Here is a 25,094-nt window from a genome sequence, read left to right as displayed (position 1 = left end):
TTTTCCTACCTGTGATATGCCGGACCCTCACCATGGCGTCCGCAGACGCCTTCGCTCATCGCCTCTCTTATCCTGTGGCGACGGCTAGTCATGGCAGGGCCGGGCTCATGCCCCCCTGGCGAGCACCGCCAGCGGGAAGGCGGTAGGCGCGCATGGCCTCGGCCGCCTTGTCGCCGCTCAACGGTGTGACTTCATCGCCAGGGTTGTAGGTCTGCTGTTCCTTCATATGGCGCACACTGTCGCCATAGGGCGGCAGGTCGGCCCCCGGCTGTGCCGCACAGCCGGCCAGCAGGGTGCCACCCAGCGCCAGCACCGCCAGTTGCCGGAACCAGCGAGGAGCGGCAGGGACAAGCCCGTGGCGTGAACCGCGCGAAGCGAGCGAGAAACGAGTCATAGTGTGATCTCCCAGGTAGCCAGCAACAGGTAGTCAGCATCAGAGGTCATGGCCGAAACGCCCTTCGGTGCCGCCTTCGTCGCGGCTGGACATCAACTCCAGCTCGACACCGGAGGCGTGCCGTGGCGGTGGCTGGTCTTCGGGACCGCGGGCATGGAAGCGACCCAGCAGGTAGAACTCGACGTCGCTGGGCGCCACGAAGGAGCCGGTCGGCAACCGCACCTGCTGGGTATCGAACGATTGCGCCAGCCGCGGGGTAACGAAAATCACCAGTTCGGTCTGCTCCTTGACGAACTCCTGGCTGCGAAACAACGCTCCCAGCACCGGCAATTCACCAAGCCCGGGGAACTTGGAGACGTTCTCGCGCAAGCTCTCGTTGAGCATGCCGGCGATGGCAATGGTCTGCCCGGTCGCGAGCTCCACGGTCGAACTGGCGCTGCGCGTGGACAATGCCGGAACCAGGAACTGCGCGCTTGCCTGGCCGCCCGCCCCGATCTGCAGACTGTTGGCAGATACCAGGTCGGACACCGAGACATCGACCTTGAGATTGATGGCGCCCGAATTCAGCACCACCGGCAGGAAACGCAGGCCGACGCCGAACTCCTTGAACTCGATGGTCACCTGCCCATCGCCCTGCGGCACGGGAATCGGGAATTCGCCGCCGGCCAGGAACTGCGCCTGCTGGCCGGTCAGGGTGGTCAGGTTGGGCTCGGCGAGGATCTTGGCCACCCCGTCGCGATTGGCGGCGTCCAGTACCAGGTTGAGCAGGTAGTCGCCGCGCTGGTAGCTGGCGAAGATACCGGTATCCTCGATCGAGCCCATATTGGGCGCGAACTCCTTGATCACCGGACCGATCGGGGTATTGCCACCGAATACCGGGATCCGGCCATCACCGCCCGGCCCGGTGAACTCGGCATCGGGGAAGGTCGCCCCACCCTTGACCGCCCCGAGGCGCAAGGCGGAGGAACCGACATTGAAGACATTGAAGTTGGCTTCCAGGCGCTTGACCAGCGAGCGCGAGACCTCGGCGACCTTGACGTCGAGCATCACCTGCTGCGCCCCGCCGACCTGCATCAGGTTGAGCACCGTTTCGCCCCCCTCTTCTCCAGCGACGGCGAAGCGGCTGGCCAGGCGCAGGGCGGTCTCCATGCGTTCGGCGCTCGACACCTCGCCGCTGAGCACGATGCTGTCCTGGGCCGAGCGCACCTGGATGTTCTCGTCGGGCAGCATGTCATGCAGGTGGAGCTTGAGGGTGTCCAGGTCATGGGTCACCGCGACGTTGAGCGTGCCCTGTACCCGTTCATTCTGATCCCACAGCACCACATTGGTGGTGCCCAGCGCCTTGCCCAGTACATAGATCTGCCGCGAACCCATCACCACGATATCGGCGATCTCGGGGTTGCCGACCGACACCACCCGTACCGGTCGCGGAAACTCCAGCACCTGAGATTTATTGACCGCTACGGCGACCGCAACCGAGCGCCCTTCATAAGGCATGGCGACACGCCGCTCCAGGGACTGGGCGGCGGCCAACTCTGCCCAGCATAGTGCCAGCAGGATTGCCACCCCCACCTCCAGCCATCTGCCCATGATCCGTTGCCTATTCATTGCGTTCCCCCGCGGATTCTTCTTCGCTATTTCGGTTGTTATCCCCTGCGCTGTCCCTTGCGCTCACTTCCCGATTGCCTCAGTTGCTGACGGTGACCGAGCTCTGCTGGGTACCGCGAATCACATGCACCTGCCGCTGGACAGGAGCTGCCCGGACCGGTCGCGGCTTGGGCGGTTCGGGCTCGGCAACTCCCAGGTTGTCTAGCTGAGCGGTCATGAAATCCTCCTTGCCATCGTCCTTGTCGAGCGGATTGCGCAGCGTCAGTTGGACCTTGCCCTCCTGGGTCGCTTCGACCAGCTTTTCGGCCTGTCGCGGGTCGACCTCGACGGTCACCGCACGTACGATTACCGGACCATCGCGTTCCTGGGAGGCGATCTGGTCCACCGCCAGCACCTTGATATCGCGCAGGATGGTTTTCGAAGAGACGTTGCGGTTGTTGCCTTCCCGCTTGGTCGAAACCACGTCCACGCGATTGCCCGGCAAAAGGAAGCCGGCCACACCCACCACGTCGTCGACACGCAAGCTCATCGCCCGCTTGCCTTGTTCGAGCACCGCGGCCAGGGCACTGCCGCCCAGGTGCTCGGCAACCCGCCCCTCGAGCACGATCTCACCGGGGTAGATCACCTGGTTGCTGACCCGGCCGATCACGCTGTCGACATCCGAGAAGCTGCCCGGGGGCACGGCGTTGGGCGGCAGTTCAAGCAGCCGGATATCCGAGGCCTGGACCGTCTCGCCGAACGGAATCTGCAGCGTTGCCACCACCACCTGCGCCATATCGCTCATGGTGTCGCGCTCGCCGGTCTTGTCCTGCATCCAGTTCTTGGCCAGCAGCGCCGCGCCCGTCGCCATCATCAACGACACACCCAACATCAATACGATGCCTTTCTTTTTCATGATGCCTCCCCCTCGGGGCCACCGAGTTCTCCGAAATAGTTTTGCCAGGCCCACTCCAGGGCCTGACGCGACAGCTGTTCGTGCCCCAGCCCTTGATAACGGAGATAGTCCAGCGCCAGGCCAAGCAGGTCACGCGGGTGGCAAGGCAGTAGCGGCACAGCGAAGCGTGCATGCCACTCGTCAACCAGGAAATTCACCACACCCTCGTCGAAGGCGACGCCCTGCTTCCCACACTCCTGTTGCCAGATAGTCAGGTAGTCGACGCGCTCTAGCGGTTCGAAATGGATCTTGTAGCCGATGCGGCGCAGGAAGGCCGGATCGGCCAATTGCAGAGGATCGAGGTTGGTGGACAGCACCAAGGCCACGTCGAAGGGCACCTGGAAATGCTGGCCGTTGCTCAGGGCCAAGTAGTCGTGACGCTCTTCCAGCGGCACGATCCAGCGGTTGAACAATTCCAGGGGCTGCATGCGCTGACGGCCCAGGTCGTCGATCACCAGCATGCCGTTATTGGCCCGCAACTGGACCGGAGCATGGTGGATGCGGGTCGCCGGGTCGTACTGCACCTCGAGCATGTCCAGGGTCAGCTCGCCGCCGGTGACCACGCAGGGCCGCCGGCAGCGCACATACCGCGGGTCGTGACCCTGTTCGAGATATAGCCGCGCCAGCGGCGAGTCGTCGCTCGCGGCCAGCGGCTCGTGCACCGCGGGATCGAAGCAGCGCAGCGCCTTGCCGGCAACCAGGATGGCGTGAGGGACCAGCACCTCGCCGGGCAGCAGCCGCGACAGGCGGCGGGCGATGAAGCTCTTGCCGGTGCCGGCGTCACCGTAGATGAACATGGCGCGCCCGGAGTGCAGCGCCGGGCCCAGTTGATCGAGCCGCTCTGGGGGGATTACCGTATCGGCGAAGGCCTCATGGACCCGCTGACGGTCGATCCCCACGGCACTCATCGCCTGCTGCGTCGTCAGTCGGGCATAGTCTTCCAGCGGCACCGGCGCCATTCCGCCATAGCCGTCGCGGCTCAGCGCCTCGAGAGCCGCGGCGCGGCCACGGTCAGTCAGCCCGAAGCGCAGCGCGCCATACTCGCCGACACCGCGCACCTCGGCACGCCCCTCGTCACGCAGGAAGTGGCAGATCTCCTCTATTATCGGCCCTGCCAGGGCACTGCCCCGGCTCAGCCGGTGCAGGTCCAGCACGCCATGTTCGTAAAGTTGCTTGGAGAGCAGGTCCGCCAGATACAGCAGATCGAGCCCGGTCTCCGCCACCGTACTCGGCCGCAGCGGCCCGGCCGAAGCCAAGCTCTGGGTGGAAAGTGGTGCGGTAAGACTCGATGTCATGACAAGACTCCTTTACCTGATTCGCCTGCTCACTGTTGTCTTCGTTCTTCTCTGCTCTTCTTTTCTTCCCTCTTCCTTCTTCTTCCTTCTTTTCTTTCCCTAGCTACAATCGCCTTTCTTACCGGGTTTCACTGCTTGTTGCCCACGGTTTACTACTTACGGCTTACAGCTTACGGCTCGCAGCTTTTCTTCTTCCCTCTTCCCTCTTCCCTCTTCCCTCTTCCCTCTTCCCTCTTCCCTCTTCCCTCTTCCCTCTTCCCTCTTACGTCAGCATTCCCGACCACCACGGCCACACCAACACCCCCGTCGTCCCCAGCGCGATCGACACCGCAAAGGGAAACTTCTTGCCCATCACCTCCCCCTCGGCAGGCGCCACATAGAGCGGCCGGCCGGTGGTGACCAGGGTCTTGACCATCAGGCCATAGCGCGCCCAAGGAGAGATAGAATCCTTCGAAAACAGCGCACTGGCGGCAAAGCCCAGGGCGATCACTCCACCGATGAAAATACTGACCAGCGCGGCAATAAAAACGTGATAAGGGCCGAGAAAGGTTCCCACCGCCGCCATCAACTTGACATCGCCGGCACCGGTAAAGCCCAACAGATAACCGGGCAGCAGGATCACCAACCCCACTGCCAGGCCGGAAATGGTGGCCAGGACACCGCCGGAACCTGCCAACACTCCCTGCAGCAGAATCCCTGTTGCGGCCCCGGCCATAACGAGAACATTGGGAACCTTATGCGTACGCAGATCCCAGACCGCTGCACTCCAGATCAGCAACAGCAACAGGCCGGGAATCAGCAAATATTCATGGCGCATAAAGGTTTCCTATTATCCAAATCATGCTGAAATGGACGCCGAGCTTGCCCGGCGCCCGGGACAATCACGGTATTAATTAGCTACTGGAGTACCCAGTGCTCCATCCAAGTTATTAAGGTAAATGCCGACCTTGTCGCCGATAGTGGCGAAAATCGTTGCCCCAACAGCCACGATCAGTCCGCCGACCAATGCCCATTCGACGACCTCGGTCCCTTCTTCCTCGCGCAGGAAGCGCTCGACACCCTTCATCAACTTGTTCATGTCTTGATTCTCCATTGCGTCTTGAGTTGGTTAACCACTTCTTGTCAGAGCCGGCCGGGACCGGCCTGAGCCGACATCCCCGGGAGTCAGCTCCCGAGGTCAGCATCGTAGTTACACTACAGTTACGCTTGGAGGATCTTGCAGCGCTATAGAACTATCTTGCAGCGCGGCAAAAGGCGTGGTGGAGCGGATTGAAGGAAATGGCAGTCGCCGACCGCTTTGTACAATTAGTTACATTATAGGCTGCAAGCAAGGGTCACAGGGGGCGAGGTTAGACCGTAGGGGCGATCAGGAGGGTCCGACCAGGTAGAACTTCTCTCTTTTGTATAACCCCCGTACAGTCGTAAGAAAGGTTCACATTTTTTATCACATTGTCAGGACACTGCCCTCGTTAGCCTAACAAGAGCATGGTGCAAGGATGTACTCATGCCACCGTTTCATCGCCGACCACGAGACATCATGACTCACTCATCCTCTCTTCCGCGCCTTTGGCAGCGTGCGAGTTGCTCGCTGCTCGCCGCTGCCCTGCTGGTTTCCTTGTGGTTGGTGATGCCCGGCGCCCAGGCCCAGGAGCGCACCGCAGTGATCGCCACGCGTGTCGTCACCCAGCCGTGGTCGGATCCGCTCGAGGCGCTGGGCACCCTGCGTGCCGACGAGAGCATGACACTCTCGGCCACCGTCACCGAGATCGTCGCCGAGCTGAATTTCGGCGATGGCGAGGAAGTCGAGGCCGGCCAACTGCTGGTGCGCCTGGAAGACGGCGAGGAGCAGGCCCAGTTGCGCGCCGCGCAGGCGCTGCGCGATGAACGGCGCAATGCGCTGTCGCGTGCCACCCAGTTGCAGGCGCGCAACCTGGGTTCGCGGGCCGATGTCGAGGACAGCCAGGCGCAGTTGCGCCAGGTCGAGGCCGAGATCGAAGAGATCGAGGCGCGCCTGGCCAGCCACCGCTTGCGTGCGCCGTTCGACGGCGTGATCGGCTTTCGCAATATCAGTGCCGGCGCCCTGGTGACTCCAGGCATGGAGCTGCTGACGCTCGACAAGCTCGATGTGGTCAAGCTGGATTTCAGCGTGCCCGAGGTCTACCTGTCGGCGCTGCACCCGGGTTTGCGCCTCACGGCTCGCACCGCCGCCTATCCCGACGCCACCTTCGACGGCGAGATCGCCAGTGTCGGCACCCGGGTCGACCCGGTCAGCCGCAGCGTCTCGGTGCGCGCTGCGTTGCCCAATGAGGACCGGCGCCTGCGTCCCGGCATGCTGATGACCGTGGTGCTGCAGCGCCGACCACGCGAGGCCCTGGTGGTGCCCGAATCGGTGCTGATTCCCAGTGGCGAGCGTCATTATCTGTTCGTGATCGACGAGACCGACGACAACCGCCTGGAGCGACGCCAGGTCCAGGTCGGCGAGCGGCGCACCGGCGAGGTCGAGATCGTCGAGGGCCTGGCAGCCGGGGAACTGGTCGTGCAACACGGCCTGCAACGTGCCCGCGAAGGCGATCGTGTGGCCCTGCTGGGCATTGCCGACGACGAGACCACGGTGCGCGAGATTCTGGAGCGCGGTCGCGGTGAAGAAAATGACCAGGCAAGTCCCGCGCAGGGTGACGTCTGATGACGTTGTCCGACATTTCCGTTCAACGCCCGGTGCTGGCCATGGTCATCGCCGCCTTGATCGTGGCCTTCGGCCTGCTGGCGCTCCAGCGGCTGCCGCTGCAGGAGTATCCCTCCATCGACCCGCCGGTGGTCAGCATCGACACCCGCTACCCGGGGGCGTCGGCCAATGTGGTGGAAACCCGCATCACCCAGGTGATCGAGGACCGTATCTCCGGGATCGAGGGCATCGAGTTGATCACCTCGTCCAGCGAGGACGGGCGCTCGCGCATCGACGTCGAGTTCAACCTGGCGATGGATATCGATGCCGCCGCCAATGACATCCGCGACCGGATCTCGGGGGCTCGGCGCGACCTGCCCGACGAAGCCGAGCCCCCCGAGGTGCAGAAGACCGACAGCAGCGAGGATGTGGTGCTGTGGCTGAGCCTGTCGGGGGAAGGCTATTCGATTCCCGAACTCACCGACTACGCCAACCGCTACCTGGTCGATCGCTTCTCGGTGCAGCCGGGCGTGGCCCGGGTACGGGTCGGCGGCGGCAGCGACTACGCCATGCGCATCTGGCTGGACCGTAACGCCCTGGCGGCGCGCAACCTCACGGTGGGCGATGTGGAAGATGCGCTGCGCGCCGAGAACGTCGAGTTGCCCGGCGGGTCCATCGAGTCCCGGGAGCGCCAGTTCATCGTGCGCCTGCCGCGCAGCTTCGCCACGCCCGCGGACTTCGAGTCGCTGGCGCTGAACCAGGGCAGCGACGGCTACCTGGTACGCCTGGGCGATGTGGCGCGGGTCGAAGTCGGGTCGGTGGAGGACCGTTCGGTATTCCGCGCCAATGGCATCCCCATGGTTGGGTTGGGCATGATGAAGCAGTCCACCGCCAACGTGCTGGAACTCTCGCAAGGTGTGGCCGCCGAGATGGAGCGCGTGCAGGAGACCCTGCCGAACGGCATGAGCCTGCGCATGAACTTCGACTCGTCGGTGTTCGTCTCCGGTGCCATCCAGCAAGTGGTGATCACCCTGTTCATCGCCCTGGGCCTGGTGGTGCTGGTGATCTTCATGTTCCTGGGCAACTTCCGCACCACCCTGGTGCCGGCGGTGACCGTGCCTATCGCGCTGATCGGTTCGTTCATCGCCCTGGCGGTGCTGGGCTTCTCCATCAACCTGCTGACGCTGCTGGCGCTGGTGCTGGCGATCGGCCTGATCGTCGACGATGCCATCGTGGTACTCGAGAACATCAACCGGCGCATGCACGACTACGGCGAAACACCCCTGGTGGCGGCCTTTCGCGGCACGCGCCAGATCGCCTTCGCGGTGATCGCCACCACCCTGGTGTTGATCGCGGTGTTCGTGCCACTGAGCTTCCTGCAGGGCGATATCGGCCGGCTGTTCTCGGAATTCGCCCTGACGCTCGCCGCGGCGGTGGCCATCTCCAGTCTGCTGGCCCTGACGCTGACGCCGATGATGGCCTCGAAGATCCTCAGCCCCGACATGCACGAGGGCCGCCTGGCGCACGCCGTGCAGTGGCTGCTCGATGTCAGCCAGCGCCTGTACCGGGCAATTCTGCTGCGGGTGCTGAAGCTACGCCTGGTGGTACTGGCGGTGTTCCTGGGTTTGGTCAGCGCCACGGCCTGGCTCGCCGAGCGCTTGCCCAACGAGTACACCCCCCAGGAAGACCGCGGCTACTTCTTCATCCTGGTCAGCGGCCCGGAAGGCGCGACCTACGAGTACATCCTCGACTACATGGACGAGATCGAAGCGCGCCTGGCCCCCATGGTCGAGGCCGGCGAGCTCAAGCGCGTCATCGTCCGCGCCCCGCGCGGCTTCGGCAATATCGAGAACTTCAACGACGGCTTCGCGATCGTCAGCCTGGCCGACTGGGGCAGCCGCCGCTCCGCCTGGGAGATCATGGCCGAGGTACGCGACGAACTCAGCAGCCTGCCGGGCATCAATGCCTTTCCGGTAATGCGCCAGGGCTTCGCCCAGCGGGTGGAGAAACCGGTGCAGTTCGTGCTTGGCGGCGGCACCTATGAAGAGCTGGCCCGGTGGCGCGACCAGCTGCTCGAACATGCGCGCGAGAACAACCCGCGCCTGACCGCACTCGACAGCGACTACCATGAGACCCAGCCGCAACTGCGCGTGGATGTCGACTACCAGCGGGCCGCGGCACTGGGGGTGACGGTGACCGAAATCGGTCGCACCCTGGAGTCGCTGCTCGGTGGTCGCAACGTGACACGCTACATGGACGACGGCGAGGAATACGACGTGATTCTCGAAGGCGATCGCGAGGCACAGCGAAGCCCGCGCTCGCTCGACAACATCCAGGTGCGTTCGAGCCGCAGCGGCGCGCTGATCCCCCTGGCCAGCCTGGTGACGCTGACCGATTTCGCCGGGCCCAGCACTCTCAACCGCTTCAACCGGGTGCGCTCGATCACCATCGAGGCCAACCTCGCCGACGGCTACCCGCTGGGCGAGGCGCTGGACTACCTGGAGCGTAGCGCTGCCGAATTGCTGCCCCCCGAAGCCCAGACCGACGTCAATGGCCCCTCCCGCGATTATCAGGAGGCCAGTGGTGCGACGACCTTCCTGCTGGTGATGGGCGCGCTGGTGGTCTTCCTGGTGCTGGCCGCCCAGTTCGAGAGTTTCGTGCACCCGTTCGTGATCATGCTCACCGTGCCCTTGGCCATGAGCGGGGCGCTGCTGGGCCTGTTCGTTACCGGGCAGTCGCTGAACATCTACAGTCAGGTGGGGTTGGTGATGTTGATCGGCCTGGCGGCCAAGAACGGTATCCTGATCGTCGAATTCGCCAACCAGCTCCGCGATCAGGGGCATGCCTTCCATGATGCCTTGGTCGACGCCGCGGTGACTCGCCTGCGGCCGATCCTGATGACCGCCGTGACCACCATGGCCGGTTCGATCCCATTGATCGTCTCCAGCGGCGCCGGTGCCGAGACGCGTCTGGTGATCGGTACCGTGGTCCTGTGTGGGGTCGCCGCGGCGACGCTGTTCACGCTGTTCGTGGTCCCGGTGGCCTACGACCTGCTGGCCCGGCACACCGGTTCGCCAGGCGATGTGCAGCGGCGGCTAGAACGGGAAATGGACGATGATCATATCGCTAATGCCGGTGAGCGGAGTTGACCCGAACCTTAATATTCCGCAGAACTAATGTAGGAGCGGCTTCAGCTGCGATGGATAGATCGCCCGGTCCTCAATATGCCATATAGCTAATATTGGAGCGGCTTTAGCCGCGATAGCCATACCATCCAAGCAGGCCTGACGGCCGGAATCGTCGGAACGCCGCCCGGGCTAAAGCCGCTCCAACACTGCATTGGCAGCCGGAGCATCCCCACCCTGCTATGCTCAGGGAAGGATGTGCTCAAGATCAGGAGAACGAGCGCCATGATCGAACTGCTCCCCCCGGGCGCCGCCCATGTGGTAGCCCTGCGGGCCAGCGGACGGGTCGATGCCGACGACCTGCAGCAGGCCATCGATGCCATCGAGGAGGTCAAGAAGACCCACCCCAGGGTCAGCCTCTATGCCGAGATCGATGAGATGCGCTGGATGACCGTCACGGCGATATTGCGCGACCTCGGCTACGGCCTGACCCAGCTCGGTGACCTACGACACTTCTACCGCGCTGCGGCAGTGACCGATCGGCGCTGGATTCGTCCCATCGCCCGCATCGAGAGTCGTCTGTTCAGGCCATTGGAGGTACGCGTCTTCGCTACCCAGGACAAGGAAGCCGCCAGGGAATGGGTCAGGCATCTCCCTGAGCGCCCCGAGGCAGAATACAGCGGAGCCGCCCCGGGCTGAGAGTCAGAGTCAGCAATCCCCTAAACGATGACCTTCGATGGCGGTGTTCATGGTCATCGCCCCCATCGGGGTCGTCGTTTCCACCCTCATGGTGCCTTCGGCCCGGTCGTGCATGTATTGCATGTCACCGACGATGGTTGCCTCACCGCCCTCGCCCACGCAGGTCATGCGGTAGCTCATGGCGTCGCTGGAGGCATCCTGCTCGAGGATTTCGCACCCCTCCTCTTCCTGGATGAAGGCCGTGTTCGCTTCGTCGATGGCTTCCTGGGTCAGGCATTCGCGATTGGTGGTGGTTTCATCGGGGATCGGGAAATCACCTTCCACCGAGGTACTGCTGGTGAACTCCCACTCGCCGGGCGAGAGGTTGGGGGCCTCGGCTAGCACGGACAGTGGCAAGGCCAGGACAGCGGCGGATATCAGGGTGCGGATCAACATGGTCGTCTCTCCAAGGAGGATGAATGACGCGCCGGTCCTTCAGCCTCCTTAGAGAGTAGCGTAACGCCACAGGGATGGATAACCTCCGAAGACAGCATCGACAGCATACGGAAGGCGACAATGACCGCAACCTACCGCACCCAAGGGCCGCTTATCACCTCACTGCTGGATACCGACTGGTACAAGATCACCATGATGCAGGGGGTTCACCACAAGTATCCCAATGCCAGCGTGACGTGGGAATTTCGCTCCCGAAATGCCGAGGACCTGGAGCCGTATATCGGTGAGATCCGCGAACAGGTCGATCAATTGGCAACGCTTCAGCTGACCAGGGAGGAATCGGCCTTTCTCAGTACGTTCTCCTACATGTCGCCCGACTTCATTCGTTTTCTGGAGCTGTTCCGCTTCCGTCCGGAATATGTCGATGTGTACATGGAGGGAAGTGAGCTGTGCATCGTCATCGATGGCCCCTGGTCCCACAGCATCCTGTTTGAGATCGTGATCCTGGCGATCATCAGCGAGGTGCGCAATCGCGTCCTCTACCCGCGGGTGACCATCGATCAAGCCGTAGCGCAGCTGCGCCACAAGCTCGACACCTTGCGCAACCACTACCCGCCTGAGCAACTGGCGAGCTTCAACTTGGCGGATTTCGGCACACGGCGGCGCCTCTCTCAGCCAGTACAGGAGGCCATCGTCGAGATTCTCGAAAAAGAGTTTCCCGGCCACTTCGTCGGTACCAGCAACGTGGACATCGCCCGCCGCCACGGCATCCCACCCATGGGAACCATGGCGCACGAGTGGGTCATGGCGCACCAGCAACTGGGCAGTCGACTGGTCGACAGCCAGCGCGCCGCGCTGGAAGCCTGGGTTCAGGAGTACCGAGGGGATCTGGGGATTGCGTTGACCGACACCATCACGCTCGACGCCTTCCTGCACGACTTCGATCTGTACTTCGCCAAGCTGTTCGATGGGTTGCGCCATGACAGCGGCGACCCAATGGTGTTCGCCGAGAAATGCATGCGCCATTACCAGAAGCTGGGTATCGACCCCAGGACCAAGACGCTGATCTTCAGCGACGCCCTGACCTTCGACAAGGCGATGAAGATCAAGACTGCCCTGGAAGGCCGAATCAAGACCAGCTTCGGCATCGGCACTAGCCTGACCTGCGACGCGCCCGGCGTTCAGCCGATGAACATCGTCATCAAGATGGTGTCGTGCAATGGCCAGCCGGTCGCCAAGATCTCCGACGAACCGGGCAAGACGATCTGTCGTGATGCGGGCTACGTCAACTATCTGAAGAGCGTTTTCGGAGTAGAGCATTGATGGGGCTCAAAATACGAGCCAGTCAGATTCGGTCTTGAATAAGTCGATCACGGTTTCGGCCAGGACATTGTCCTGGCCTTGTCGCGCTGCACGGAGCCAATCGCCTTGCCTCGGATTACGTCACGAGAGTAGGCGATGCTTCATCCACGACAATACGCTACCAACGCATCAGCAAACGAGTCGGTGGTGCCACTGCCCCCCATATCCGGCGTCACCCGATCCCGCGAACTCTCCAGCACAGCTCGAATGGCAATACGTATCCGGCTGGCTTTCTCAGCCATGTCCAGATAGTCGAGCATATCAGCAGCGGCTAACAGCAGTGCACAAGGATTGGCGACGTTCTTGCCAGCAATGTCCGGGGCAGAACCATGGACCGCTTCGAAAATGGCCGCATCGGAACCGATATTGGCGCCGGGAGCCAGGCCCAACCCACCTACCAGGCCTGCGCAAAGATCCGAGATGATATCTCCGAACAAGTTGGTGGTGACAATGACATCGAACTGATGAGGATTCATGACCAGCTGCATGCAGGCATTATCGACGATCATTTCTTCGAATTCGATCTCGGGATATTCCTGAGCCACCTCGCGCGCCACGTCGAGAAACAAGCCAGAGCTGGTCTTGATGATATTGGCCTTGTGCACCGCAGTGACTTTCTTGCGGCCTTTGCTACGAGCGAGTTCGAAAGCGTAGCGGATGATACGCTCGGATCCTTTGCGTGTAGTACGTATGCTCGCCAGAGCGGTCTGGCCATCCTCGGAAAGAGACTGCCCTTCCGACAAATAGGCACCTTCGGTGTTCTCACGCACCGTGAGAATATCGACATTATCGTAACGCGAGCGAGTTCCGGGAAAACTGATGGCGGGTCGGAGATTGGCATAAAGATCGAAATGGCGGCGCAATTGCACATTGATAGAGGAGAACCCGCCGCCGATCGGTGTCGTTAATGGTCCTTTCAATGCCACACGATGCCTGGCAATGGTCTCAAGCGATGCCGCTGGTATCAGCGTGCCATGCTGTTCAAATGCAACCAGGCCTGCTTCAACAAATTCGTAGTCAAGATTACAGCCAAGGGCATCAAGCACACGAAGTGTCGCATCCATTATCTCAGGGCCGATGCCGTCCCCTTTGATGACAGCGATAGTGTTGCTCATGAACTCCTCCTTATCAGCAAATGAACCACGCCAAATTGGTGGGGGAAAACCGGCGTAACGCCCGGTGGTGATCCACCATGCCGGCAGCAGCGATCAGCCCCCACTCAAGGGGAAACGGAAATTCAGCATCTGCAGGCCACTGAGCTCGATTTCCGATTCTGACGAGAATATCGGATGACCGTTGACACTGACATCGACCACCGCTTCCGCAGCACGGTATCGCACGACAACAGAGGCGGTAGAGCGAGTGCGCAGCGGGGCCAGCCAATCATAGTCGGCACTCACCACCTCCACGGCAGAAAAACCGCTGGAACGCAGCCCTTCTTTAACAGCGTCTTTCACCGCCTCACCGTAGTAGAAAAACAATCCGCCATAGACCATGGCGACAACGATGAGAAGCGATACCAGCTTTTTCATGACAACCGACCCAAGAGATGGCGTGCTACAAGTCGCACGGGCCTAGCTTACACCAGTCAGAGAGCCACCATGCACTGTCGATCTTCAAGCGCAGGTCGGTTGTGTCTAGAACGAGCAACCAGCCGAAAGCCAGCAATAAAAAAGGGGAGTCAAGCTATGCTTGACTCCCCTCTTCATATTCGGTGGCGGAGGGGGAGGGATTCGAACCCTCGAAGCCTTTCGACTTACACACTTTCCAGGCGTGCTCCTTCGACCACTCGGACACCCCTCCGCATTGTCATTCCTTGCAAAATCCGAGAGATGGAGCCCCTCGCTTGTGCGTCAGAACGGCGCATACTCTAACGAGCTAAGCCCGCGATTGCAAGCCGTTTTTCGGAAGGCAGGCGGTTATCTGGCGGGCAGGACGGCGTAATCGCCGCAGGCTTCCAGACACAGGGTTCGGTCGCAATAGAGGCGTTGTACCAGGGTGATGCGTCCCTTGCCGCGGTCGGCAAGCTGCTCGGAAAGACCGGCGGCGGCATACTTGTCCTGGGGTCGGCATTCCAGCCGGTAGTCGCCGCGCACGGGAGCGAGAAAGCGCTGGCTGGCCTCGGTGACCACCACATCCTGCTGGCGGCCTTGGGCACGCAGCCACAGGGTAGTCCAGCTCCAGCCGATCAATGTGCTCTGAGCGGTAAGCGAGCCACCGAAGCCGGTACCCTTGTCGTTGAGGTTGGGAGCAAGTCGCAGCTCCCAGACCAGCATATCGTCCTGCCACGCCATGCCTTCAAGCCCGAGGTGCGGGAGCAGCGGAATCGCCTCTTCGAGCCAGGCCTGGAAGGCCGCCAGGTCATCGCCCTGCTCGGCGTCGGGGAGCGGTAGGCGTGGATGGGGGATACCGGGGCTGCGCATCGCCTGGTCCTCAGTTCCAGCGCTCGATGAAATCTTCGGGGTCACGGCTCGGCAGTGGCTTGTGACGCCCGCCGGGCTGGCCGAGGTACAGGAAGCCGACGATCTCGTCCTCTTCGCCGAGCCCGAGGCCCTTGTGCACCGTGGCGTTGAAGGCGAAATGGCCGGTGCGCCACATCGCCCCCAGCCCTTGGGCATGGGCGGCCAGCATCATGGCATGGGCGGCACAGCCCGCAGAGATCACCTGCTCGAGCTTGGGTACCTTGGGCAGGTCCGGCGTGACCCTGGCGACCACGGCGATGATCATCGGCGCGCGCTTGGGTTTCTTGCGTGCGGCGTCCAGGTATGCGTCGTCGATATGCGGGTCTTCGCGGTACTCGGCCTCGGCAAACAATTCGCCGAGGCGGTCGAGGCCCTCACCCGAGAATTCGATAAAACGCCAGGGCGTCAGTTCCTTGTGGTCCGGGGCACGCAGGGCGGCACGATACAAGGCATCGAGCTGCTCGGCACTGGGAGCCGGCCCCATCAGCTTGCCCATCGAGCTGCGTTCGTGCAGCAGCGTCATCGCATCCATCGAAATCTCCTGACGTTGACTGAGTCGAGAATGTTTCTCAGCTTACCGCAGCCGGTTACTGCCGGGCCAGACGCAACGGCTCGGGGGGCCGCTCGCCGGGGGTGCCGCGCCAGGGGCTGATATCCAGCCCACCGCGCCGCACATAGCGTGCCAGCACCAACAAGCGTTCGGGCCGGGCACGGGCCATTAGATCGGTGAAGATATGCTCCACGCAGTGCTCGTGGAAGTCCTGATGCTGGCGATAGGACACCAGATACTTGAGCAGACCCTCGCGATTCAGGCGTGGGCCGCGGTAATGGATCATCACGCTGCCCCAGTCGGGCTGGCCGGTGACCGGGCAGTTGGACTTGAGGAGATGCGAGTACAGGGTCTCCGCGACGACCTCTTCGCCCACCGTGAGCAACCCAGGGTTGGGCGTATAGTCGTGGATCTCGATATCCAGATCGTCAATGCACTCGCCAGGCAGGCGTCGGGGAGCGAGGCGCTCATCGTCGACACCGAACACTTCGGTGACCACCGGGGCACCCGCTGCCGCGGAAAGATCGCGCTCCAGGGTTTCGATCACCTCGTCGCGGCTGTCGAAGCGAGTCTGATTGAAGCCGTTGAGATACAGCTTCCACGACTTCGACTCGATCAGGTTGGGCGACGAGGCCGGCAAGCGAAAGCGCGCGACCGCCACCACCGGCTTGCCTTTGGGATCGAGCCAGGAGAGCTCGAAGGCATGCCACTCATCCTCGCCCTCGAACGGCAAGGCGTCGTCGCGAATGCCCAGCGGCGCACGATTGACAGCGCGTGCGATGGGGTACAGCAGCCCGGCATCATAATGCTCGGGGTACGCGGACTCACGCCCCAGCGGCGCATTCTGCAAGGTATCGGGTCGTTCAGTCTTCATGATCGTATGCCCTGCCCTCGCTCCAGCATCCACAATGCCACCCCGAACAATACCACGATGAAGGCCAGGATGGCGGCCAGCGCCAGTGCCACCGGAATGTCCGACACGCCAAGGAAGCCGTAACGGAAGACGTTGACCATGTACAGGATGGGGTTGAGCATCGACACCCCCTGCCAGAAGTCGGGTAGCAGCGAGATCGAGTAGAAGACCCCGCCCAGATAGGTCAACGGCGTGAGCACAAAGGTCGGCACGATGGAGATATCGTCGAACTTGTCGGCCAGTAGCGCATTGATGAAGCCACCGATGGAAAACAGCCCGGCGGTGAGCACCACCACGCCGATGGTCAGCAGCGGGTGCGCCACTTCCAGGCGGGAGAAGAACAGCGAGACGAAGGTGACGATCAGCCCCACGCCCAGACCTCGGGCCATGCCGCCCAACAGAAACCCGGTCAGGATCACCCAGTTGGGCATCGGCGAAACCATCATCTCCTCGACGCTACGCTGGAACTTGTTGGAGAAGAACGACGAGGCCACGTTGGAGTAGCTGTTGGTGATCACCGCCATCATGATCAACCCGGGGACGATGAAGTCCATGTAGGTGTAGCCATCCATCTCGCCGATGCGCGAACCGATCAGGTTGCCGAAGATGATGAAGTACATGGTCATGGTGATCGACGGCGGCAACAGGGTCTGCGGCCAGATGCGCGTGAAGCGCTTGATCTCCTTGATTACCAGGGTCCACAAGGCGGTGGCGATCTGCATCGGGCTCATCGGTGCCCTCCCGTTCCGGTATGGGGAGGCGTCGCTTCGGCCGCCGCCTTGTCGCTATCGATCTCCCTAGCCTGCTGGGCACGCGCATTGTCGGCATTGGCGTCCTCCACCATCGACACGAACATTTCCTCCAGACGGTTGGCACGGTTGCGCATCGAAACCACGGAAAAGCCCTGCTCGCTCAGTTGTGTGAAGGCATCGTTGAGTTTCTGGCCACGCTTGACCGAAAGCGCCAGTTGGCTGTTCTCGACCTTGAGGACCTCGAACCCCTCGAGCCGAGGTGCCTCGTCAATGGGTCGCGCCAGGTCGAGCAGGAAGGTTTCGGTATTGAGCTGTGCCAGCAGCTCCCGGACGCTGGTGTTCTGCACGATCTCGCCATGGTTGATGATGGCGATATTGCGACACAGGCTCTCGGCTTCCTCGAGATAGTGGGTGGTGAGGATGATGGTGGTGCCTTCTTCGCGATTGATGCGCCGCATGTAGTCCCACATGCTGCGGCGCAGCTCGATATCGACACCGGCGGTGGGCTCGTCGAGGATCAGCAGCTTGGGCCGGTGCATCAGGGCGCGGGCGATCATCAGGCGCCGCTTCATGCCCCCGGAGAGCATGCGCGCACTGCCCTTGCGCTTGTCCCACAGCCCCAGGTCCTTGAGCAACCGTTCGGCGCGTGGCTTGGCCTCGCGCAGCGGCATGCCGTAATAGCCGGCCTGGGCGTGAATGATGTCCTCGACCTTCTCGAACTGGTTGAAGTTGAATTCCTGGGGCACCACACCGAGGTGATACTTGGCGCGAGCGAAGTCCTGGTCGATATCGATGCCGAATACCGATACCTTGCCGGCGGTCTTCTGCACCAGGGAGCAGACGATTCCCAGAGTGGTGGATTTGCCGGCACCGTTAGGGCCCAACAGAGCGAAGAAGTCGCCTTGAGCGACGTCGAGGTCGATGCCCTTCAAGGCATGGAAGCCGTTGCCATAAACCTTGGTCAGGCCACGAATGGACAGTGCCGGTTCGGCCATCGGATCACCTGTCATCCAGAGTGAAAAAAACGATTAGGACCCTAAAGATGCGGTCGAATGGAAAAAAATCAATGCTCGCGACGAGATCGTCACCGGAACGAGGGGGAGAAATGAAACTTTGGAGCGGGAAACGAGATCGACCGGGCTGGCGCTCCAGCTCGCGACCCTCGACTTACCTCCGCCGAAGTAAAACTTTGGAGCGGGAAACGAGATCGACCGGGCTGGCGTTCCAGCTCGCGACCCTCGACTTACCTCCGCCGAAGTAAAACTTTGGAGCGGGAAACGAGATTCGAACTCGCGACCCTCGCCTTGGCAAGGCGATGCTCTACCACTGAGCTATTCCCGCTTGTCGGAACAAGAACCGACGGCCTGAAGCCTAGTCGGTACCAGAGGCGTAAGTGGCGTCCCATAGGGGGTTCGAACCCCTGTTACCGCCGTGAAAGGGCGGTGTCCTAGGCCACTAGACGAATGGGACACATGAAGCGGAAGTTTGGAGCGGGATAACGTGATCGACTGGGCTGGCACCCCAGCTCGCGACCCGTTGGCCTACTCCCCACCGGAGTGGGTGTTTGGAGCGGGATAACGTGATTCGACCGGGCTGGCGTTCCAGCTCGCGACCCTCACGTTGACCTACTCATCCACCAAACCGGAGTTTGGAGCGGGAAACGAGATTCGAACTCGCGACCCTCGCCTTGGCAAGGCGATGCTCTACCACTGAGCTATTCCCGCGAACACTTTCCGCAAACAACACCTGCTGGTCTTGCCTTTACTGCCTTTCCCTCGGCACGAAGGTGGCGTCCCATAGGGGGTTCGAACCCCTGTTACCGCCGTGAAAGGGCGGTGTCCTAGGCCACTAGACGAATGGGACACATGAAACCGGTATTTGGAGCGGGATAACGTGATTCGACCGGGCTGGCGCTCCAGCTCGTGACCCTCACGTTGGCCTACTCATCCACCAAACCGGAGTTTGGAGCGGGAAACGAGATTCGAACTCGCGACCCTCGCCTTGGCAAGGCGATGCTCTACCACTGAGCTATTCCCGCATGCCGATGCCTGATCGAGAAAGGTGGCGTCCCATAGGGGGTTCGAACCCCTGTTCCCGCCGTGAAAGGGCGGTGTCCTGGACCACTAGACGAATGGGACGCATCGCTTGCCTCGACAAGGTGGCGCGTATGTTACTGAGCGCCCTGAAGGCTGTCAAGCGACCATGCCGAGCGGGATTTTCGAGCCCAGCGGGCTATGCTGGAAATGCCCCCCTGCTTTGTTGTCAGATAGGGGAGTCGGCCAGAAAGCCGGGAATTCCGAGGGACAGTAGCGGAGAAACGCCATGCGCAAGAAAGTCGAGAAAAGCGACGCCGAATGGCGCAGCCAACTCACCCCCGAGCAATATCGTGTCACCCGCGAGAAAGGCACCGAGCGCCCCTTCAGCGGCGACTACCGGGTCAGCGACGAACACGGCATCTACCATTGCGTGTGCTGTCATGCCCCCTTGTTCGAGAACGAGCACAAGTTCGATTCCGGCTGCGGCTGGCCCAGTTTCGACCGGCCACTGGGCAGGGGCTCGGTGGAAGAGCATGCGGACGACTCGCATGGCATGCAGCGTACCGAAGTGGTCTGTGCCCACTGCGATGCTCACCTGGGACACGTGTTTCCCGATGGTCCATCTGAAACGACCGGACGGCGCTATTGCATCAATTCGGTGTCCATTGCCTTCCACCCGGGGGAATGACACCGGCCGTCGCGTCAGCCCTACCGCCAGACTCTCGTGAGCCACCCTACGACGGTCACCCTTCTGTTAAGATGGGTGACCGTTTTCATTGCGTGCAGGAGAAGAGACGATGCTCGGCTGGTTCCCGGGACACATGAACAAGGCGCGCCGCCAGATCAAGGACGCCCTGCCGGAAATCGACGTAGTGCTCGAAGTCCTCGATGCGCGTCTGCCTTACTCCAGCGCCAATCCCATGCTGGCCGAACTGACCGAGCACAAACCGGTGTTGAAGATTCTCTCACGCGCCGACCTGGCCGACCCCGAACGCACTCGGGAATGGGTGGCGCATTTCGACGGCCTGACGGATACTCGTGCGCTGGCGGTGACCACCACCAATGCCCGCGAACTCAAGCGCATCCCCAAGCTGTGCCATGAACTGGCCGGCCAGGTACGCGTCGACCGCGACGTGCGGGTGATGGTGATGGGCATTCCCAATGTCGGCAAGTCGACGCTGATCAACGGCCTGGCCGGACGCAAGATCGCCAAGACCGGCAACGAACCGGCGGTCACCAAGCGCCAGCAGAAGGTGCGCATCGACGGTCGCGTGGCGCTGATCGACACCCCCGGAGTGCTGTGGCCGAAGATCGAGGACCAGGCCAGCGCTTACCGCCTAGCGGCCAGCGGCGCCATTCGCGATACTGCCATCGATTACCTGGACGTGGCAGTGGTGACCGCCGCCGAGCTGGCCAAGCGTTATCCCGATGCCCTGCGCCGCCGTTACAAGTTGTCGGACCTGCCACCCTACGCTGCCCATCCCGATGCCGAGGCGGTGGAGGCCGACGGTCCGCAACGCCTCGACCTGCTGGCCGTGGCCGGTTTCGACGGCACCGCCATCGTCAGGGAGATCGCATCCAAGCGTGGCGGCCTGCGTCCGGGTGGCGAGGTCGACCTGCATCGGGGCGCCGAAGTGCTGCTGCATGAAATGCGCGACGGTAAGCTCGGCCCGGTGACCCTGGAGACGCCCGCGGACATTCCTCCCCCGGCCCCCGACATGGAAGCACCAGCCCCCGACACCGATGACACCCTGCCCCATAACGCTAACTGAGTTGACGGACATTTCATGGACACCCCGACTCCGATCAGGAAATCGCACAAACTCGACAACGTCTGTTATGACATCCGCGGCCCGGTGCTCGACCACGCCAAGCGCCTGGAAGACGAAGGCCAGCGCATCCTGAAGCTCAATATCGGCAATCCGGCACCGTTCGGTTTCGAGGCCCCGGAAGAAATCCTTCAGGACGTGATGCGCAACCTGCCCACCGCCCAGGGCTACTGCGACTCCAAGGGGCTCTATTCGGCACGCAAGGCAGTGATGCAGGAATGCCAGCGCAAGGGCGTGCCCGGGGTCGGCATCGAGGATATCTATATCGGCAACGGCGTCTCCGAGCTGATCGTGATGGCCATGCAGGCGCTGCTCAACGACGGCGACGAGGTGCTGATCCCGGCCCCGGACTACCCACTGTGGACCGCCGCCGCCAACCTGTCCGGCGGTCGCCCGGTACACTACATGTGCGACGAACAAGCCGACTGGGCGCCGGACATGGCCGATATCCGCGCCAAGGTCACCAGCCACACCCGCGCCATCGTGCTGATCAACCCCAACAATCCCACCGGCGCCGTCTACCCACCGGAAGTGATTCGCGAGTTGCTCGAGATCGCCCGCGAACACCACCTGGTGGTGTTCTCCGACGAGATCTACGACAAGATTCTCTACGACGACGTCGAGCACGTCGCCACCGGGGCACTGGCCGGCGACGACCAACTGGTGGTGACCATGAACGGCCTGTCCAAGAGTTACCGCTGTGCCGGCTTCCGCAGCGGTTGGATGATCCTGTCGGGCACGGTCGCCAAGCACCGTGCGGCGGATTTCATCCAGGGCCTCAACATGCTGGCCTCGATGCGGCTGTGTGCCAATGTCCCGGCCCAGCATGCCATTCAGACGGCGCTGGGCGGCTACCAGTCGATCAACGACCTGATCCTGCCCGGCGGCCGCCTGCGCGCCCAGCGCGACATCACCGTCGAGCGGCTCAATGCCATTCCCGGGGTGTCCTGTACCACGCCCAAGGGCGCGCTGTACGCTTTCCCGCGTCTGGATCCCAAGGTCTTCAACATCCATGATGACGAGAAGCTGGTGCTCGATCTGCTGCTGCAGGAGAAGATCCTGCTGGTACAGGGCACTGCCTTCAACTGGCCCGAGCCCGACCATGTGCGCATCGTCACCCTGCCCTGGGCCGAACAACTCGACGATGCCCTGGAGCGCTTCGGCCGCTTCCTGGAGCGTTATCGTCAATGAACGAGCGACGGTGTCGTCATGACTTGAAACCCAATGCGATTGGCCGTATCTAAACATGCAGTTTTGATAATGGGCACTGTGTGCCCGACTACCCTGATTGCGGGAGAGACACCGACATGATGCGAATCATCCTCTTTCTGGCCACCAACCTGGCGGTGATCCTGGTGGCCAGTATTACCCTGCGGTTGTTGGGGGTGGCGCCTTACCTCACCGCGCAGGGCATCAACTTCAACGCCTTGCTGATCTTCTGTTTCGTCTTCGGCATGGCCGGGGCGATGGTGTCGCTGTTCATCTCCAAATGGATGGCCAAGCGCAGTACCGGGACCCAGGTCATCGAACAGCCCAGCAACGCCACCGAAAAGTGGCTGCTCGACACCGTCGAGGAGCTGTCCCGCGAGGCCGGCATCAAAATGCCCGAAGTCGGCATCTTTCCCGCCCAGCAGTCCAACGCCTTCGCTACCGGCTGGAACAAGGACGACGCCCTGGTAGCGGTCTCCGCCGGGCTGCTCAATCGTATGCGCCCGGAAGAGGTGCGCGCGGTACTCGCCCATGAGATCGGCCATGTGTCCAACGGCGACATGGTGACCCTGGCCTTGATTCAAGGCGTGCTCAACACCTTCGTGATGTTCTTCGCCCGCGTCGTCGCCCACCTGGTCGACAACTTCCTGCGCAGCCGCAGCGACGGCGGCGGCCTGGGCTTCATGGGCTACTTCGCGGTAGTGATCGTCGCCGAGATCGTGTTCGGCCTGGTCGCTTCGGCCATCGTCGCCTGGTTCTCACGCTTCCGCGAGTATCGTGCCGATGCCGCCGGCGCCAGGCTCGCCGGCACCGGGGCCATGATCAACGCCCTGGGGCGTCTCAAGGCGGAAACCGAGATGCCGGACCAGATGCCGGAGACCCTGACGGCCTTCGCCATCACCACCGGCCAGACCCGCAAGATCATGGAGCGGCTGTTCGCCAGCCATCCGCCGCTGGACGATCGCATTCGGGCGTTGAAGGAGTCGGCGTATCGGCAGTAAAGGCCACGAGCTTCGAGCCACGAGCTCCGAGCGATTGGTGGAGCCCGTAGCCCGTAGCCCGTAGCCCGTAGCCCGTAGCCCGTAGCCCGTAGCCCGTAGCCCGTAGCCCGTAGCCCGTAGCCCAGCTTGATCGTAACTCGGGGATCGGATTAGCTCATTGTCACCCTGAACCCCGCCGCCGACAGCCAGGGCTCCAGCTCGACGGCCCCGGGCCCGAGGGCGATTTCCAGGGTCGAGAATTCACGGCGCAGTGGATAGTTGGCCCGACAGTAATCGAAGCCGGCCGCCATGCCCAGGCGCTGCCGCTCGCCGGCCAGCGCCATCATGTCGCGGCGAACGTCATAGCACGCACGTACGCATAGCCGCAGCGCTTCCCACACGCCATAACCGGCATCCAGCACCAGGCGCTGCAATGCCGGCGGCGGTGCCAGATCGACGAGATGGTGACGTATCGGCAGGCCGAGATATTGCATCACGGCCTGATAGACCTGCTCGGTGCCACGCATCTTGCCGTCGAGGCTGTGGCCGGCAATATGCGGCGTGGCGATATCGACCTGCTGCCATAGCGCCTCGTCGATCGCCGGCTCGCGTTCCCAGACATCCAGGATGGCGGTGAGATCGGCCCGCTGCGCCAGGCGCTCATGCAGCGCCTCGCCGTCGAGACAGGCGCCACGTCCGGCGTTGAGAAGCACCGTCCCCGGCTGCAGCTGATGGATGCGGGCGGCATCGAGCAGATGATGGGTGGCATGGGGGCCATCGACGACGAGCGGGGTATGCAGGCAGACGATATCCGCCTGCTCGAGCACGGTATCGAGCGACACGAAGCCATCGGCGCCCTCCTTCTCCGCCCTGGGCGGGTCGCACAGCAGGCATTCGACACCCAGCGCCGCGAGGCGTCGATGAAGCCGTCCGCCGACATTGCCGACCCCGACGATGCCCACGCGACGTGCATCGAGTTCCACGCCCTCGCGCTCGCACACCAGCAGCAGGCTGGACAGCACGTAGTCGACCACGGCCTCGGCATTGCAGCCCGGCGCGCTGGCGAAGCCAATGTTCCGGGCGTCCAGGGCCTGCCGATCGACATGGTCGGTACCGATGGTGCAAGTGCCGACGAAATGCAGCCGGCGACTACCGGCCAGCAACGCTTCGTCGACCCATGTGACGGAACGCACGATGAGGATATCGGCATCGGCCACTGCGGTGGCATCGATCTCGCGTCCCGGCAGCCGCCTCAAGGCCCCCAGTTCGCCGAAGAAGGCCTCGGCCAGGGGAATCTGATGATCGATGAGCAAACGCATGGCGGTTCCTCCTGGCAGGTGCTGGCTTGTTCGGCACGCTCAAGCCTTTACAATAGCGCGCACCTTAGCATGTATGAACCATTTCGGTTCACTGTCCACGCAGGAGTCAGTCGCTGTGATCGTTCGCTGGGAGAGTAATCATGATTATGTGCTGGTGCATATCCATCAGGACATGTTCGGCGATTGGATCTTCAGCCGGGCGTGGGGCCAGATCGGCACCCAGTTCGGCGGCCTCAAACACCAGCTCGCCGACGACCACGCCCAGGCGATGATGTGGCTGGAGGACGTAGCGACCATCCAGACCTCCCGCGGTTTTCGTAAGGTGCTCGAGGCCCAGGACGACTCTCCCGAGGGCCGCGACGCAGTGCGCCAGCTATCGCTGCTGGATAATGCCTGAATCAGGCCACCCCCATCGCGACTACGGGCGCTCCTTGTATGTTGACACCATATGAGTTGCTAGAGTTAGGCACCCGTTACCGGGGAGGCCGTCCGCTCCTGGAAGCAGCCTCGTCTGACTTCGTCTGTAGAGG

The 25,094-nt window shown here is 62.4% G+C and carries 24 protein-coding genes and 7 tRNA genes; 9 read left to right on the top strand and 22 right to left on the bottom strand.

Translation table 11 applies throughout. The features are described from left to right. Positions 1 to 88 precede the first annotated feature (88 nt). The 6 genes from ACFOEV_RS07210 to ACFOEV_RS07185 form a co-directional block, all read right to left on the bottom strand. Positions 89 to 394, bottom strand: coding sequence for a hypothetical protein (locus ACFOEV_RS07210; RefSeq protein ID WP_386772462.1), 306 nt, complete (start codon positions 392 to 394; stop codon positions 89 to 91). A 39-nt stretch (positions 395 to 433) separates the two neighbouring features. Beyond that, complete coding sequence (locus ACFOEV_RS07205; protein WP_386772461.1) at positions 434 to 1,984, bottom strand: type II and III secretion system protein family protein; 1,551 nt, start codon at positions 1,982 to 1,984, stop codon at positions 434 to 436. Between the two features lie 97 nt (positions 1,985 to 2,081). Beyond that, positions 2,082 to 2,897, bottom strand: a complete 816-nt coding sequence (cpaB, locus tag ACFOEV_RS07200) for a Flp pilus assembly protein CpaB (protein ID WP_386772460.1) — start codon at positions 2,895 to 2,897, stop codon at positions 2,082 to 2,084. Then, positions 2,894 to 4,231: an AAA family ATPase gene (locus ACFOEV_RS07195; protein WP_386772459.1), complete on the bottom strand. Its 1,338-nt coding sequence runs from the start codon at positions 4,229 to 4,231 to the stop codon at positions 2,894 to 2,896. Before ACFOEV_RS07195 ends, cpaB begins: the two co-directional genes overlap by 4 nt. Before the next feature lie 262 nt (positions 4,232 to 4,493). Beyond that, on the bottom strand, positions 4,494 to 5,048 hold the full coding sequence (locus ACFOEV_RS07190) for an A24 family peptidase (RefSeq protein WP_386772458.1): 555 nt from the start codon (positions 5,046 to 5,048) through the stop codon (positions 4,494 to 4,496). 72 nt (positions 5,049 to 5,120) lie between these two features. After that, positions 5,121 to 5,309 carry a Flp family type IVb pilin gene (locus ACFOEV_RS07185; protein WP_386772457.1) on the bottom strand — a complete coding sequence of 63 codons (189 nt, stop codon included), beginning with the start codon at positions 5,307 to 5,309 and terminating at the stop codon, positions 5,121 to 5,123. 459 nt (positions 5,310 to 5,768) lie between these two features. On the opposite strand from ACFOEV_RS07185, the gene ACFOEV_RS07180 reads away from it, so the two are divergent. The 3 genes from ACFOEV_RS07180 to ACFOEV_RS07170 all read left to right on the top strand — a co-directional run bounded on the left by ACFOEV_RS07180 (position 5,769) and on the right by ACFOEV_RS07170 (position 10,717). Then, on the top strand, positions 5,769 to 6,914 hold the full coding sequence (locus ACFOEV_RS07180) for an efflux RND transporter periplasmic adaptor subunit (protein WP_386772456.1): 1,146 nt from the start codon (positions 5,769 to 5,771) through the stop codon (positions 6,912 to 6,914). Next, the gene (locus ACFOEV_RS07175; RefSeq protein WP_386772455.1) at positions 6,914 to 10,042 is read left to right on the top strand and encodes an efflux RND transporter permease subunit; all 3,129 of its coding nucleotides are present in this window, start codon (positions 6,914 to 6,916) and stop codon (positions 10,040 to 10,042) included. Before ACFOEV_RS07180 ends, ACFOEV_RS07175 begins: the two co-directional genes overlap by 1 nt. 261 nt (positions 10,043 to 10,303) lie before the next feature. Next, on the top strand, positions 10,304 to 10,717 hold the full coding sequence (locus tag ACFOEV_RS07170) for a SpoIIAA family protein (protein ID WP_386772454.1): 414 nt from the start codon (positions 10,304 to 10,306) through the stop codon (positions 10,715 to 10,717). A 9-nt stretch (positions 10,718 to 10,726) separates the two neighbouring features. Here the strand turns inward: ACFOEV_RS07170 and ACFOEV_RS07165 are convergent, their stop codons facing one another. After that, a complete protein-coding gene (locus ACFOEV_RS07165) occupies positions 10,727 to 11,152 on the bottom strand; it encodes a DUF3617 domain-containing protein (protein WP_386772453.1) in 426 nt (141 codons plus the stop codon). Between the two features lie 120 nt (positions 11,153 to 11,272). Here ACFOEV_RS07165 and pncB point away from each other — a divergent pair, with 120 nt between their 5' ends. Continuing rightward, the gene (gene pncB / locus ACFOEV_RS07160; protein ID WP_386772452.1) at positions 11,273 to 12,475 is read left to right on the top strand and encodes a nicotinate phosphoribosyltransferase; all 1,203 of its coding nucleotides are present in this window, start codon (positions 11,273 to 11,275) and stop codon (positions 12,473 to 12,475) included. A gap of 140 nt (positions 12,476 to 12,615) precedes the next feature. On the opposite strand, the gene ACFOEV_RS07155 is transcribed toward pncB, so the two are convergent. The 14 genes from ACFOEV_RS07155 to ACFOEV_RS07090 form a co-directional block, all read right to left on the bottom strand. Beyond that, complete coding sequence (locus ACFOEV_RS07155) at positions 12,616 to 13,629, bottom strand: isocitrate dehydrogenase (protein ID WP_386772451.1); 1,014 nt, start codon at positions 13,627 to 13,629, stop codon at positions 12,616 to 12,618. A 93-nt stretch (positions 13,630 to 13,722) separates the two neighbouring features. Next, the gene (locus ACFOEV_RS07150; protein WP_386772450.1) at positions 13,723 to 14,046 is read right to left on the bottom strand and encodes a hypothetical protein; all 324 of its coding nucleotides are present in this window, start codon (positions 14,044 to 14,046) and stop codon (positions 13,723 to 13,725) included. Between the two features lie 183 nt (positions 14,047 to 14,229). Continuing rightward, positions 14,230 to 14,317: transfer RNA gene (locus ACFOEV_RS07145), tRNA-Ser, on the bottom strand. Between the two features lie 116 nt (positions 14,318 to 14,433). Then, positions 14,434 to 14,937, bottom strand: coding sequence for a YiiD C-terminal domain-containing protein (locus ACFOEV_RS07140; RefSeq protein ID WP_386772449.1), 504 nt, complete (start codon positions 14,935 to 14,937; stop codon positions 14,434 to 14,436). A gap of 10 nt (positions 14,938 to 14,947) precedes the next feature. After that, positions 14,948 to 15,508, bottom strand: coding sequence for a nitroreductase family protein (locus ACFOEV_RS07135; protein WP_386772448.1), 561 nt, complete (start codon positions 15,506 to 15,508; stop codon positions 14,948 to 14,950). Between the two features lie 55 nt (positions 15,509 to 15,563). Then, positions 15,564 to 16,400: an NADPH-dependent 7-cyano-7-deazaguanine reductase QueF gene (queF, locus tag ACFOEV_RS07130; RefSeq protein ID WP_386772447.1), complete on the bottom strand. Its 837-nt coding sequence runs from the start codon at positions 16,398 to 16,400 to the stop codon at positions 15,564 to 15,566. Next, entirely contained in the window at positions 16,397 to 17,170 is a 774-nt protein-coding gene (locus ACFOEV_RS07125; protein ID WP_386772446.1) for an ABC transporter permease, read from the bottom strand. Before ACFOEV_RS07125 ends, queF begins: the two co-directional genes overlap by 4 nt. Beyond that, complete coding sequence (locus ACFOEV_RS07120) at positions 17,167 to 18,186, bottom strand: ABC transporter ATP-binding protein (protein WP_386772445.1); 1,020 nt, start codon at positions 18,184 to 18,186, stop codon at positions 17,167 to 17,169. The genes ACFOEV_RS07125 and ACFOEV_RS07120 overlap by 4 nt, the downstream gene beginning before the upstream one ends. 271 nt (positions 18,187 to 18,457) lie before the next feature. After that, a tRNA-Gly gene (locus ACFOEV_RS07115) sits at positions 18,458 to 18,532 on the bottom strand. A 53-nt stretch (positions 18,533 to 18,585) separates the two neighbouring features. Further along, positions 18,586 to 18,661, bottom strand: a tRNA-Glu gene (locus tag ACFOEV_RS07110). A gap of 179 nt (positions 18,662 to 18,840) precedes the next feature. Continuing rightward, positions 18,841 to 18,915 (bottom strand) — tRNA-Gly (locus ACFOEV_RS07105). A 63-nt stretch (positions 18,916 to 18,978) separates the two neighbouring features. After that, positions 18,979 to 19,054, bottom strand: a tRNA-Glu gene (locus ACFOEV_RS07100). Positions 19,055 to 19,154: 100 nt separating this feature from the next. Continuing rightward, positions 19,155 to 19,229: transfer RNA gene (locus ACFOEV_RS07095), tRNA-Gly, on the bottom strand. Positions 19,230 to 19,253: 24 nt separating this feature from the next. Further along, a tRNA-Glu gene (locus ACFOEV_RS07090) sits at positions 19,254 to 19,329 on the bottom strand. Positions 19,330 to 19,513: 184 nt separating this feature from the next. On the opposite strand from ACFOEV_RS07090, the gene msrB reads away from it, so the two are divergent. The 4 genes from msrB to htpX all read left to right on the top strand — a co-directional run bounded on the left by msrB (position 19,514) and on the right by htpX (position 23,266). After that, on the top strand, positions 19,514 to 19,915 hold the full coding sequence (gene msrB / locus ACFOEV_RS07085) for a peptide-methionine (R)-S-oxide reductase MsrB (protein ID WP_386772444.1): 402 nt from the start codon (positions 19,514 to 19,516) through the stop codon (positions 19,913 to 19,915). 109 nt (positions 19,916 to 20,024) lie between these two features. Further along, positions 20,025 to 20,999, top strand: coding sequence for a ribosome biogenesis GTPase YlqF (ylqF, locus tag ACFOEV_RS07080; protein WP_386772443.1), 975 nt, complete (start codon positions 20,025 to 20,027; stop codon positions 20,997 to 20,999). A gap of 15 nt (positions 21,000 to 21,014) precedes the next feature. Then, complete coding sequence (locus tag ACFOEV_RS07075; protein WP_386772442.1) at positions 21,015 to 22,247, top strand: pyridoxal phosphate-dependent aminotransferase; 1,233 nt, start codon at positions 21,015 to 21,017, stop codon at positions 22,245 to 22,247. Positions 22,248 to 22,363: 116 nt separating this feature from the next. Further along, positions 22,364 to 23,266 carry a protease HtpX gene (gene htpX, locus ACFOEV_RS07070; protein ID WP_386772441.1) on the top strand — a complete coding sequence of 301 codons (903 nt, stop codon included), beginning with the start codon at positions 22,364 to 22,366 and terminating at the stop codon, positions 23,264 to 23,266. 149 nt (positions 23,267 to 23,415) lie between these two features. Here the strand turns inward: htpX and pdxB are convergent, their stop codons facing one another. Beyond that, positions 23,416 to 24,564 (bottom strand): 4-phosphoerythronate dehydrogenase PdxB, encoded by a 1,149-nt coding sequence (gene pdxB / locus ACFOEV_RS07065; RefSeq protein WP_386772440.1) that lies wholly within the window; start codon positions 24,562 to 24,564, stop codon positions 23,416 to 23,418. Positions 24,565 to 24,679: 115 nt separating this feature from the next. Here pdxB and ACFOEV_RS07060 point away from each other — a divergent pair, with 115 nt between their 5' ends. Then, positions 24,680 to 24,961 carry a WGR domain-containing protein gene (locus ACFOEV_RS07060; protein ID WP_386772439.1) on the top strand — a complete coding sequence of 94 codons (282 nt, stop codon included), beginning with the start codon at positions 24,680 to 24,682 and terminating at the stop codon, positions 24,959 to 24,961. Positions 24,962 to 25,094: the final 133 nt, after the last annotated feature.

Origin of the sequence: Litchfieldella rifensis, assembly GCF_042646605.1 — a bacterium.
Lineage (GTDB): Bacteria > Pseudomonadota > Gammaproteobacteria > Pseudomonadales > Halomonadaceae > Litchfieldella > Litchfieldella rifensis.
The sequence above is the reverse complement of the archived record's forward strand: the minus strand, read 5'-3'. Positions and strand labels throughout refer to the sequence as shown.

Excerpts from the sequence above, each read along its gene's own strand:
- ACFOEV_RS07210 (WP_386772462.1), bottom strand. The coding sequence starts at position 394 with ATGACTCGTTTCTCGCTCGCTTCGCGCGGTTCACGCCACGGGCTTGTC.
- ACFOEV_RS07205 (WP_386772461.1), bottom strand. The coding sequence starts at position 1,984 with ATGGGCAGATGGCTGGAGGTGGGGGTGGCAATCCTGCTGGCACTATGC.
- cpaB (WP_386772460.1), bottom strand. The coding sequence starts at position 2,897 with ATGAAAAAGAAAGGCATCGTATTGATGTTGGGTGTGTCGTTGATGATG.
- ACFOEV_RS07195 (WP_386772459.1), bottom strand. The coding sequence starts at position 4,231 with ATGACATCGAGTCTTACCGCACCACTTTCCACCCAGAGCTTGGCTTCG.
- ACFOEV_RS07190 (WP_386772458.1), bottom strand. The coding sequence starts at position 5,048 with ATGCGCCATGAATATTTGCTGATTCCCGGCCTGTTGCTGTTGCTGATC.
- ACFOEV_RS07185 (WP_386772457.1), bottom strand. The coding sequence starts at position 5,309 with ATGAACAAGTTGATGAAGGGTGTCGAGCGCTTCCTGCGCGAGGAAGAA.
- ACFOEV_RS07180 (WP_386772456.1), top strand. The coding sequence starts at position 5,769 with ATGACTCACTCATCCTCTCTTCCGCGCCTTTGGCAGCGTGCGAGTTGC.
- ACFOEV_RS07175 (WP_386772455.1), top strand. The coding sequence starts at position 6,914 with ATGACGTTGTCCGACATTTCCGTTCAACGCCCGGTGCTGGCCATGGTC.
- ACFOEV_RS07170 (WP_386772454.1), top strand. The coding sequence starts at position 10,304 with ATGATCGAACTGCTCCCCCCGGGCGCCGCCCATGTGGTAGCCCTGCGG.
- ACFOEV_RS07165 (WP_386772453.1), bottom strand. The coding sequence starts at position 11,152 with ATGTTGATCCGCACCCTGATATCCGCCGCTGTCCTGGCCTTGCCACTG.
- pncB (WP_386772452.1), top strand. The coding sequence starts at position 11,273 with ATGACCGCAACCTACCGCACCCAAGGGCCGCTTATCACCTCACTGCTG.
- ACFOEV_RS07155 (WP_386772451.1), bottom strand. The coding sequence starts at position 13,629 with ATGAGCAACACTATCGCTGTCATCAAAGGGGACGGCATCGGCCCTGAG.
- ACFOEV_RS07150 (WP_386772450.1), bottom strand. The coding sequence starts at position 14,046 with ATGAAAAAGCTGGTATCGCTTCTCATCGTTGTCGCCATGGTCTATGGC.
- ACFOEV_RS07140 (WP_386772449.1), bottom strand. The coding sequence starts at position 14,937 with ATGCGCAGCCCCGGTATCCCCCATCCACGCCTACCGCTCCCCGACGCC.
- ACFOEV_RS07135 (WP_386772448.1), bottom strand. The coding sequence starts at position 15,508 with ATGGATGCGATGACGCTGCTGCACGAACGCAGCTCGATGGGCAAGCTG.
- queF (WP_386772447.1), bottom strand. The coding sequence starts at position 16,400 with ATGAAGACTGAACGACCCGATACCTTGCAGAATGCGCCGCTGGGGCGT.
- ACFOEV_RS07125 (WP_386772446.1), bottom strand. The coding sequence starts at position 17,170 with ATGAGCCCGATGCAGATCGCCACCGCCTTGTGGACCCTGGTAATCAAG.
- ACFOEV_RS07120 (WP_386772445.1), bottom strand. The coding sequence starts at position 18,186 with ATGGCCGAACCGGCACTGTCCATTCGTGGCCTGACCAAGGTTTATGGC.
- msrB (WP_386772444.1), top strand. The coding sequence starts at position 19,514 with ATGCGCAAGAAAGTCGAGAAAAGCGACGCCGAATGGCGCAGCCAACTC.
- ylqF (WP_386772443.1), top strand. The coding sequence starts at position 20,025 with ATGCTCGGCTGGTTCCCGGGACACATGAACAAGGCGCGCCGCCAGATC.
- ACFOEV_RS07075 (WP_386772442.1), top strand. The coding sequence starts at position 21,015 with ATGGACACCCCGACTCCGATCAGGAAATCGCACAAACTCGACAACGTC.
- htpX (WP_386772441.1), top strand. The coding sequence starts at position 22,364 with ATGATGCGAATCATCCTCTTTCTGGCCACCAACCTGGCGGTGATCCTG.
- pdxB (WP_386772440.1), bottom strand. The coding sequence starts at position 24,564 with ATGCGTTTGCTCATCGATCATCAGATTCCCCTGGCCGAGGCCTTCTTC.